The 10,888-nt window shown below is 67.5% G+C and carries 6 protein-coding genes; 1 reads left to right on the forward strand and 5 read right to left on the reverse strand.

The genetic code is table 11. From position 1 onward, the window contains the following. Positions 1-755 precede the first annotated feature (755 nt). The 3 genes from ACZ49B_RS36210 to ACZ49B_RS36220 all read right to left on the reverse strand — a co-directional run bounded on the left by ACZ49B_RS36210 (position 756) and on the right by ACZ49B_RS36220 (position 3,300). Entirely contained in the window at positions 756-1,040 is a 285-nt protein-coding gene (locus tag ACZ49B_RS36210) for a hypothetical protein (RefSeq protein ID WP_468314794.1), read from the reverse strand. 986 nt (positions 1,041-2,026) lie between these two features. Then, the gene (locus ACZ49B_RS36215; RefSeq protein ID WP_468314797.1) at positions 2,027-2,632 is read right to left on the reverse strand and encodes a hypothetical protein; all 606 of its coding nucleotides are present in this window, start codon (positions 2,630-2,632) and stop codon (positions 2,027-2,029) included. Between the two features lie 461 nt (positions 2,633-3,093). Next, a complete protein-coding gene (locus ACZ49B_RS36220; protein WP_468314799.1) occupies positions 3,094-3,300 on the reverse strand; it encodes a hypothetical protein in 207 nt (68 codons plus the stop codon). A gap of 85 nt (positions 3,301-3,385) precedes the next feature. Between ACZ49B_RS36220 and ACZ49B_RS36225 the strand changes: the two genes are divergently transcribed. After that, positions 3,386-3,574: a TOBE domain-containing protein gene (locus ACZ49B_RS36225; RefSeq protein ID WP_468314802.1), complete on the forward strand. Its 189-nt coding sequence runs from the start codon at positions 3,386-3,388 to the stop codon at positions 3,572-3,574. A gap of 57 nt (positions 3,575-3,631) precedes the next feature. Here the strand turns inward: ACZ49B_RS36225 and ACZ49B_RS36230 are convergent, their stop codons facing one another. Together ACZ49B_RS36230 and ACZ49B_RS36235 are read right to left on the reverse strand one after the other, a co-directional pair. Then, a complete protein-coding gene (locus ACZ49B_RS36230) occupies positions 3,632-4,087 on the reverse strand; it encodes a hypothetical protein (protein ID WP_359179698.1) in 456 nt (151 codons plus the stop codon). Positions 4,088-4,129: 42 nt separating this feature from the next. Then, entirely contained in the window at positions 4,130-10,678 is a 6,549-nt protein-coding gene (locus ACZ49B_RS36235; RefSeq protein WP_468314805.1) for an RHS repeat domain-containing protein, read from the reverse strand. Positions 10,679-10,888 lie beyond the last annotated feature (210 nt).

A 10,888-nucleotide genomic window follows, 5' to 3' on the forward strand; every position in this document is an offset into this window, starting at 1 on the left:
GGGGGGGGTGTTTTTGGCGCTTGCCTTTTCTGTTTCGTTAGGGGGAGGGAAAGCCCTTGGTTGCGTTGGGGGGGGCTGGGTTTCCCCGACCCAAAGCCGGCCCTTCCGGCCGCAGTCCTGCCCTTCGCTTCGGACTGCTCCAGGTCCGCTTCGCTCCCCCAGAGCTGACCCCGCTTCACAGGGTCCGGGCCTACGGCCCGTTAGGCGGGTCCGCTCCGCTCCCCCACCCAGGCCCTTCCGGCCCCGCCTCCAAGACCAGCCCGCTCCGCGGGCACCAACAGCACTCAAGCCCGGTGCCAACCTCACCCCATGAACCTGACCAGCACAAACAGCCGAGCGTGACACCGACCAGCACCAAAACGACCAGGCAAAACATCAGAAATGTCAGCACAGAATCGGCAACCACTGTCAGTGGCAAAACCCGAGCCCGACCACCCCCACCAGAGACAACTCCCCCAGCACCCACTGACACCTCAATACCGAAAACCCACTCACAAACAAACACAGACCATCACGCTGCACTTCGCTCCGAGCCATGGCCGGCCTTCGGCCAGGGGTCCTACGCTTCGCTCCAGACTGGCTCTGGTTCCGCTGCGCTCCACCCGAACAGGGCCTGGCTCCGCAGGCCCCAGGGCTCCCACGCTACGCACGGGAAGTGACCCCGATTCACGGGGTCCGGGCCTACGGCCCGTTCGGGGTGTCCGCTTCACTCCCCCACCCCTGGCTAGCCAGGAAACAGCCGGGGCGGGCTGATGTCAGCCGTGGATGCTCTGATCGACGGACTGCCCAGCAAGGGTCGCAGTTGCGGTGTTGCTGTTGTCGTCGCCCGAGAACTGCTGGTTGTTTCCAGCAGAGACGTTGTGATTCGTGCTGCCGTCCTCGTTGGAGTTGGCGTTACCCGCGATACCGAGAGAATTGAGGAGGCCCCTGCCCTCGGGCACGACAGGGCCGCCGTCAGCCACGGCCTGGGCCGCTCCCGAGGAGACGATGGCAGTGACGGCCAAAACAGCCGCCGCGAGGGTGCGCTTGGTGTTGTTCATGCCCTCTCCAACGAACCTCCCAGACCCGGAGGCACGCCAGCGGTGCGGGTTAGACCCGCACTGCCGGTCGGAGTGACCCCGTTTCACGGCGTCCGGGCCTACGACCCGTTGGGCGGGTCCGCTCCGCTCCCACCCTGAAGCCCGCCGGCTCCGCTTCGAGGCCCAGTCGCTCCGCGGGCTAGCCGCAGTTGGTGTGGTTGACATGCACTTCCGTCTGATTGACGGCTCCACCCCAGCTTACGCAAGTCCCCTTTGCGTAAATGTAAACGGGACCCGCATATTTGCTGTAGTTCCCGTAGTCGCTGACGTAGGAAAGCCAGTCGTCGTCTCTCTGTATGAACGTCCCCAACGTCGAACCCGATCCGGGGATCGTTTTAACGGTGACAACGCAGTTTTTCCCGCTGGCACTCGAGTATGTTAAGTAGACCGTTGCAGAACGAAAGCCCGTGCTTTCGACAACGTCAGCCGAGTTCGTTACAGCATAGCCGCTGCCGCATGCGCCGTTATAGCCAACGGCCGCAGCGTTAGCGGTTCCTGGCAAGGCCACAATGGACCCCGCAACTACGCCTACCACCCCCGCCATTGTCGCAACCCGGCGCTTTATCTGCTTCGGCATGGACCATCTAGCCCATCGCATAGAATTCATCTATTACTCCCCTTGCCGTTGACCTGTTTGGGGAGGCTAGGGGAACTTGAGGCGTCACGATAGGGGTCAATTTAGTCAGGTGCGGCCTGAATTCTACAAATCATAAGCGGAGGAATGCCATGCAGTTCGTGCACGCTCGCCCCGCCCGCATCTAACCGTCCTGGTCACGGACCTCGCCCCGATCGTGCACTACGTGCACGATCTTCCGTCCCCGCTGCTTCCCGGACTCACTCGGTGCTCAGTACACCGAACACCACAAGACCGCCACGGCTGGCGAGGGCAAGTACGCCAAGACCGTTAACGCGTTCGAGGTAGGGAGTGACCTACAGACACACTGCCCTCAGGGGCCGAGCAGGCCCCCGTGACGACACCATGGCCGCTCGACCCGTCCAGCCTGGGGACCAAAGACCTCGCTCAGGGCAGCTGAATCAAAAACTCCTACGGATAGAACCTGGAGAACGGGCAAGGCAACGATGCAGTCAGGGAACCCTGGTTGTCGCGGACCACCGGAACTGCGACACCGCGTCTCGTCCGCCGCGTCGAAGAGAGCCTGGAATTCGTCGTAGGTCAGGGCGCGTCGCCCGGGCCGGCCCTCGTAGTCGGCGACGTGGTCGGCGGTGTTCCAGTCGTGGCAGACCTGGACCGGTGCTCGCCCGAACTCCTTCAGGCAGGCGGCCGCCCAGCCGTAGCGGGCATCGGTGACGAACGTGCAGAACAGGCGCAGGTCGCTCTGCTGGCCACGCACCGTGGAGTGCGCGAGCGGGGACTGGCTGGACATCTGGGCGGAGAAGTAGGCCTCGACATCCTCTGCGGTCCACTCCCACGGGTACGTGCCGTTGAACAGGGCGAACCGGCGTACCAGACTGATCCGGTCGGCGATCGTCTTCCGCGCCAGAAGGCGTCTCTGCTGCTGCCGCGTCCAGCCCGCGAGCATCGCGTCGAACAATGCTGGCGCCGGGTCTAGGGCCCGCGATCCACACGCCCCCGCTCAGCGCGCACCCCGGCCCGCTCTCCGGGTACTCCACCGCCTCCGACAGCAGCACCTCCGCGCGGGTGTTGCAACCGTCGGCCGGAATCTCGCCGGCGTTCCAGTGCCGGAAGGAGGTCCGCTGATAGCCGGTCCGGTCCTCCACCGCCACCGGCAGCGCGGACACCGCAACCCCGATCGGCAGCACCTGCGGCACTACGGCCGCGGCCGGAGCCGGGGCGGCGGGTTGTGCGGCCGCGTGCGCGGCTGTGGGCAGAGTCAGGGTCAGGGCGAGGGCGGCGGCCGCGACAGCGGACCGCTTCATGATCATCATGGGCCGGTTGTACCGGCCACCGCACCATCAGCAACAGGCCACCCTGGCCCGGTTCACCCGCCCGAGCACACCGGTTCACCGGCGAAACGCCACGGCACCAGGCCGGTCAGCCGGCGGCCGCCGCCGGACCCTCTCCGAACCTGGGTACGTCTTCGAGCCCCACGTCCAGGCGCAGCCGCTGGAATCGGAGCGGGTGGCGGTAGACGCCGCCGTGGTCGATGGCGCGGTCGGCGCTGACTTCGGCGACCAGGGTGGGGTGGACGAGGGTGGTGTCGAGGACGTCGCGGCTCCCCCACGTCGCGGAGAAGCGCACACCCTCCCACGGGTGCCTGGGTGCGGCCGCGGTCAGGTGCTCGGCGACCTGCCGGGCGGCGTCCGGGCGCAGCCGTCGAGTCGATGTGCCTCCAGCGCCAGAGCGCGAGATCACCGTCGTGGGCAGCCGCCTGCGGATCCTGATCACGTCCGAGCGGACGCCCGACCTGATCGCCGAGATCACCCCGCAGGCCACCGCGGACCTCGCCCTCGCGGACGGCTCCGACATCTGGACCAGCCTCAGGGCCGCCGAGGTCACGCTCGTCGAAGTCTGAACGGCCGAAACGGCCCGCCGGATGAACCGACGGGCCGTCACGAAATGCCAACTCGACTTACGGAGTCGTTGTTTCCTTGGTCCGGGTGAACCGGTCGCTGAAGGTGCAGACTTCATCGAAGTCTATCGAGACGCAGAGTTCGCCGCTCTTGAGCACGCTCAGCATGATGCTGCAGTCGCCTTGGGGGATTTCGGTGAAATTCACTCCGATCGTATCGCCGGCCGTTGCTTCCTTTGACATCGCCACGAACCCGCCCGGGGCCCCCTTGTCCACATAGAAGCCCCAGCTCCCGCGCCCCGTTCCGGTGGGGCAGCCCTTCACGAGCGAAGGGTCGAACTTCAGCCCCTGCGAGGTGAAGGTGTGGTCCGCCGCAAAAGACAGGTGGACGCCGGCTGCCGTTGACCAGTCCCCTTCGATGTCGCCCGCCTCCGCCGTGCCTTTGCTCTCTCCTGAACCGCCGCACGCCGAGAGAAGCAGAACGAATGCCAGGAGGAATAGTCGACGGCCGCGCATGTGGTCTCCACAGTCTTCTGAGTTGGCGATGTGAGTGAGCTTCTACCTTACGGAACATCCGCACATGTTGAGCGGGATTCTCTCCTGCCACGAGAAGTCCTGCGTAGTGGCGGCGCCGAAGGTCTTGGTGAAGAAGGGATTCCAGGTTCTGGGGATCGCGTGTGTGGCGGAGTTCCAGTCGCTCTGGTTGTGAACGGTGAACTGGATTCGCACGTCGCCCTTCTTTTTGTCCACGCTGGTGATGCGGGCGGTCCCGGAATAGGTTCCAAGGTATGCGTCGGCACTGTTGGCGTGACCGAGCGTGCCGTTGGTCAACACGCTGGAGATATCATTGTAGATCCCGCGTACCGTGTTGGCCTTGTACCACGGGCTCCCCGGTTCCGGCCCCCTGTCCTTGTATCCGAAATTAAAGGTTTCTTTTGCGTTGGGTGCGTCCATTCCGCTCTTCAGGGCTTGTCCCAGCAGGTTGGAACGGGTTTCCGCAATCTTGTCGTCTGCTGCCAGAATTCTGGTGAAAGTGTCTCCGCCCTTGAAGTTCTGGCTGGGTCCGAGCGGGTAACCGCCACCCCAGAGCCATCCGAAGAACAAGCCCCGGGAACTCTCCCAGCTGTTGTACGGACCGCCTTCGTCCACGATCCCGAACCTTTCCCGGGGAGTCGCGAACAGGGGGGCGAGGGCCGGGTTCCACCCCAAGGGCATGGGGTTGAAGATGTCGCCGCGACCGAACGAGGTGCCGCTCCAGCTTCCGCCTCCGCCGCCGCTTCCGCCGCCTCCTCGGCCGCCGCCTCCGCCTCCGCCGCCTCCGCCGCCTCCGCCTCCGCCGCCGCCTCCGCCGCCGCCCTCGTCCTTCGGCATGTCCTCGATGTGCTTGCCGTTGGTCCAGCCGCCGCCACCGCAGTAGCCGGCGCTGCCGCAGCTTTCGAGGCCGGTCGGGTCGCTGTTGGTGACCGGGCTGTTGTTCGCGTAGGAGTAGCCGTTGAGGGACTGGTGCTGGTCGAGGCTCAGTACGGGGTCGACGCTGAGGAACTGGCCGAGGGCCGCGTCGTATTCGCGTGCGCCGACGTGGGTCAGGCCCGTGTTGGTGTCTTCGGGCTTGCCCAGGAACCGCTTGTCGTCGGGCCAGTTGGCCGCGGCGGGTCCGCGTGCGGAGCCGAACGGGGTGGTGTAGCGCTTGGACACCGTCTGCGTGTCGTCGGCCGAGATGGTCAGGGACGAGGTGCCGTGGGCGTCGCCGGCCACGAACGAGAGCTTGGCGGTGCCGGATTCGTTGGTCAGGATCGCGACCTTGGTTCCCGCGATCGTGTAGGAGCGGGTGGCCCACTTCTTGGCACCCTTGAGGTGGACCTCGTTGAGGCCCGCGTACAGGACGGTTTCGCCGGCCGGGTCGCGGCGGATCAAGAGTTCGCCTTCGGCGTCGTAGACGTAGTCGGTGGCGGTGGCGCCCTCCGTGGTCTTGGTGAGCTTGCCTTCCGCGCCCCAGTTCAGGGTCTGGGAGGTCGGGCTGCCGGGGGTTTCGGCGCGCTTGGTGGTGTTGCCGGTGGCGTCGTAGGTGTACTGGGGGGTGAGGGCGGTGCAGGTGGCGCCGGTGGTGGTGGCCGCCAGTGCGTGCGGGCGTGCCGGGTCGTAGCAGTAGGTACGGGTGCTCGGGGTCCCGGTGTTGGTCCTTTCCGTGGCCCGCTGGCCGGACGCGGTGTAGGTGTAGCTGTTCCAGTAGGGGGCGGCGCCGTCGAGGTTGGCGGCGGTGCGCCCGGCCGGAGCACAGTTGGCGGTCTTCGGGGTCCAGGCTTCGGTCATGCGGCGCTGGGCGTCGTAGGTGAAGCACTGGTTGTCGGCCTTGGTGAAGCCGCTGAGCGGGGCCGAGTCGAAGATCGACAGGACGTTGCCGGCCTGGTCGTAATTGTAGGCGAGTTCCTGGAGCATGCCGTTGTGGGTCTGGTCGTTGACCGTGGACTTCAGCAGACGGCGGGTGCCCTCCTCGTAGGTGTTGCCGATGAACGTCTTGCGCACACCGGCGGCGGCGGAACGGGCCAGGGTGAGCTGGTCGATGTCGCCCAGCGGGGAGTACGCGACGTTCTGCACGTAGTCGGTCAGCCCCGAAAAGCCCTTCGGCAGACCGAATTCGTTGTAGTTCAGCTGGGTGATCTCCGACGGCAGCCCTGCGGCCGCCGGCGTGGAGGTGGAGCCCAGCGTGCCGTCGAGCCGGTAGTTGACCGTGGTGTCGGTGCTGGCGGTGATGGCGCCGGAGGTGACGAGCGGGTCGTCGGAGGGCAGGGTCAGGCGGGTCGTCGCGGGACGGCCCAGGGTGTCGTAGGCGGTGACGGACTTGGTGTACGCCTTGCCCGTCAGACCGCCCTCGTAGCGGATGGAATCAGTGCCGGCACCCTTGCGGAGCGTGTCGAAGGTCCACGCCGCGAGCTTGTTGGCGTCGGACTTCGGCGACTTCCACAGGCCCGTCTTGCGGCCCAGTTCGTCGTAGCCGTACTCCAGGACCGTGTTCCGTGCGTCCTTGGACGTCGCGATCTGGTCCAGGGCCGTGTAGGTCGTGATGACCTTGCCCTTGTCGGGGTCGGTCGTGGTCACGGTCCGGCCGAAGAGGTCGTAGACGTACGTCCACTTCGCGTCGTCGGGGCCGGTGACCGCGGCCTGCTTGCCGTCGACGGTGTAGGTCTGGCTCACGCTGGTGTACGGCGTGCCCGGCGAAGTGCCGCTGTACGCGGGGTCGTTGGGGGTGGTCCCGTCGTAGGTGCGGGTCTCCGTGGTGCGGCCCAGCGCGTCGGTGATGGTGCGGGTCGCGTTGCCGCCCTGGACGGCCGTGCTGGCGGTGGAGTCACCGGTGTAGGTGGTGGTCGTGGACTGCTTCTGCACCCCGTACACGAGCAGGGTGCTCGTGACGGCGCGGCCGAGGCCGTCGAAGACGGTCGCGGTCTGGTTCGGGGTGCTGCCGTACTCGGCCCGGGCATAGACGCCCTCGGGCGCCTTGTCCTTGTCCCAGATGTCGGCGTACGACTCGTAGGCCAGGCCGCGGGAGTCGTAGCGGGTGTCGGTCAGGATCCGGCCGCCGTTCGGCGACGGGGTCTGCGTCTGCAGCGGGCGGAGCAGTGCGTCCGCGATCGTGTAGACGGTCTTGTAGCTCCCGTCGGCGGCGAGGGTGCCGACCGAGGTCCACGGCTGCTTGCCGCGTTCCAGCAGGTAGCCGTATTTGACGTTCGGGGTCTGGGACTGGCCGCGGTTGGGCAGCCAGGTTGCCGTGAGGCGGCCGAGGCCGTCGTAGGTGTTGTAGGTCGAGCCCATGTTCGCGTCGATGGACCGGACGATCGAGCCGCGCAGGTCCGTGTAGGCGTACGACTTGTGCTGCTGACCGTTGGACGCGAGCTTCGGCGCGGTCTTCACCGTCACTTCCAGCGGGCCGGCCGCGGCGGGCGCGTAGCTGGTCGTGGTCGTGCTGCCGGCCGCGTCGGTGCTGGTCAGCGGACGGCCGAGCTTGGCCGCATCCGTGTCGTACGTGGTCTTCGTGGTGGTCTGCCAGCCGGCGGCGCCGGCCGGGTTGCGGTCGGCGGTGCCGCTGGCCGCCGGGTAGGACTGGGCGCGCCCGGTCCAGGTGGCCAGGCCCAGGGTCGGGGTCTGGTTGGCGGTCCAGCCGGTGGCGGCCGGGTCGTCGTAGACAGTGGCCGTGTCGGACAGGACGTCGCCGCGGGTCGCCGAGGTGGCGGGGAGGCTCAGCTTGTCGTCGGTGACGGAGCACAGGGCCCCGACGGTGCGGGTGCGTGAGGTGCGGTTGGTGATGCCCTTGGCGTCGTTGCGCGCGTACCAGGTACGGGTGCAGGTCTCGTCGCCGGTCGTGGCCGTGTCACCGGAGGCCGAGACCTGGGTGGTCATCCCGTAGATGTCGTCGTAGCCGGTGTCGGTGCGGGTGGTGCGCCACGTGTTCGAGGCGGTCAGGAAGGTGTGCGTGTAAGCGGTCCCCGTACGGACGTAGTGGGCCTTGGTGTTGGCGTACGACTTCTGCTGGCTGGCGGTCTGCTTGCTCCAGGGGTCGGTCACCGAGACGGTGACCGGGGTGGCTCCGTCGTAGGTGATCTCCTGGCGCTGGAAGCCGGAGTACTGGTCGTCGTCGTTGACGGCGGGGATGGTCAGGCCGGTGACCGGGAGGGCCGTGACCGTGGTGGTGCGGGTGTCGGTCGTCCCCTTGCGGGTGTCGCCGCGCATGCCCTGCATGAAGATCTTGACCGTCTTGGACCGGGTCTTGCCGACGGCTCCGGTGTAGGCGGTGACTTTGCCGTAGCCGCGCCAGTCGGACCAGGTGCGCTCCTTTTCGGGGGTCAGCGGGTCGTCGTTGTGGTGCCAGGCCGGGTTCGCGTACTCGTAGGAGTTCTCGACGAGGTCGTTCTGGCCCGACGGGTCGGCGACGGTCACCGCGGTGACGTTGTACTTGTGGAACCAGTCGAGCGTGGGGTCACCGCCGTTGATCGGCCAGTAGACCGGGTAGCAGGACAGCGAGTTGTCGTCCTCCGCGACCGGCATCTTCGAACCGCGCACGCACTCCGGGTCCGAGAGGGTGAAGGTGGTGATCGCGCCCGTCTCGGACGTGATCGTGTTGATGCGCGGACGGTTGAGCGGGACGATGTTGTCCCCGTCCACGTCCACCCGGTTCGGGCGCATGTGGTAGGTGAAGTCCACCGGCGGGACCTTGACCGCCTCACCGTTGCTGCCGGTGCGCTTGATCGACTTCAGCACCAGGGTCTGGTCACTGGTGTCGCCGAGGTCGCCCGCGTCCAGGTACTCCTGCGTCAGGTCGTAGGTGTCGATCAGCGCGTAGTCGTCCGGCTCCTTCGCCGTCGACCACGCGAGGGTCTTCACGTTCGTCATCCGCTTGCGCGTGAAGAAGGCGGGACCCGTTGCCTTGCAGTCGGTGATGTCGGCGGCGCAGATCGAGTCGAAGGGGACGTCGGGCCAGTTGTCCGAGGTGTCCTTCGTCAGGCTGTCGCAGTTCGTCGCGAAGCAGCGCTCCTCGTAGCCGAAGGTGACCTTGTGCGAGGGCTTGCCCGAGAAGAGAGTGTCGGCGCGCTGGCCGTAACGGATCTCGGAGAGGGTGCCGCCGCGGTCGTATGCGGCGAGCTTGGTCTTGTCGCCGTTCTTGGCGTAGTTGTTGGTCTCGTCCGCGTACCAGTAGGTGGCGGCGTTGCCGTGGACGTCCTGGACCAGGTCCAGGTTCCAGCGCCAGGCCTGAGTCTCGGAGCGGCCGGCGAAGGTGGAACCCTTCGTATAGCCGGGCTCACCGGAGTCATCGCCGAACACGGGAACGGTCCAGGTGGAGTTGGTGCGCTCGGAGCCGGCGCCCGGGAGCTTGTTCAGGCCGAAGGTGTAGGTCGTGCCGTCACCGGTGACCACCTTCCAGTACTCGCCGTCGTTGTCACCGTTGTCCGCACCGGTGCCCCAGGTGACCTGGGAGGCGTCGTCGCCCTTGAGGTGCCACTTGCCGGTCGTGTCGTCCTTGACGAGCTCGTTGGCCTTGCCGTTCAGGACGAGGGAGGCGTTCTCGTACTTCCAGCAGAGGTCGTTCTTGTCGGTCTGGCCGTCGTCGTCACAGGAGCCGTACTTGCGCTCGATGTGGGAGGAGGTCAGGTCGAAGCCTTCGCCGACCTGGGAGCCCTGGTTGTTGGAGTTCGCGGTCCGGCCGTCGATGGCACCGCTGCTGTACGAGAACGACATCGCGGGCACGGGCCCCGCCGCGGCGGGCGGGACGGCCAGCGTGTACGACCAGGTGAGGCCTCCGCTGGAGGTTCCGGATCCCCAGGTGGAGGAGGCGGAGAGCGGGGTCGCCGCGAAGTTGCCGGCGCCCTTGGGCGATGCGGTGTCCGTGGCCATGACCGCGAAGACCGCCGGAGCCTGCGCCGGGGCCTTGGACTTGGCCGCGGAGGAGGTTCCGGCGGGGAGTGAGGCGACGTCGGCGGTCACGGTCTGGTTCTTGATGCTGTTCGCCGAGGGCAGGGGCGTTGTCTTGCGGCACTCCGCCTTCTCGGGGGTGGTCAGCGCACAGGCGGGCAGGCTGACCAGCCCGAGGCGGGTGGACCAGCCACCGCCGACCGCGGAGGCGAAGGACCCGTAGTTCACGGTCAACTGTGAAGGTCCGCCAGCGGTGTTGGCTGCCGTGAACAGGACGCCGGTGATCCCGGCCTTCTCCGCCGCCTTCTGGTCCAGGACCTTGACGGTGGACTTTCCACCGTTGCTGTCCGGAGCGGCGGCGGGCGCGGTCGGGCCTTTGGGCACCGCCGGGCTCAGCAGCGGGCTCTTGGCCCGCGCCGTGGACCGTACGTCGACCAGCGGGCGGGAGCCAGCGCGCGAGCCTTCCAGGGTGGCGGCCTTCGGCCAGTCGGCCTTGGCCTCGGCGCGGGCCCGGTCGGCCTGGACCTTGTTCTCCGCTTGGTTCTTGGCGACGAGCTCCCGGGCCTCCTTGGCGCCCTGGGCGTTGACGGCCCGGACCTTGGCGTCCTTGTGCTTGGCGATCTTCGGGGCGCCGGGGAGGTCGGCGGCCTCCGCCATCGGGGTGGTGATCCCCGGGACCGCGATGGCCAGGGCTAGCGCGGCTGCCAATGGCAGCCGGTGGCGGATTCCACCGCCTGGTGATCGGCTGGACATGAACACTCCATATGGGTTGGGGTTTTGGGTACAGGTGGGCCGGGGGGGGGGGGGGGGGGGGGGGGGGGGGGGGGGGGGGGGGGGGGGGGGGGGGGGGGGGGGGGGGGGGGGGGGGAGGAGAGGGGGGGGGGGGGGGAGGGGGGGGGGGGGGGGGGGGGAGGAGAC

The organism is Streptomyces sp. NPDC031132, assembly GCF_055570595.1.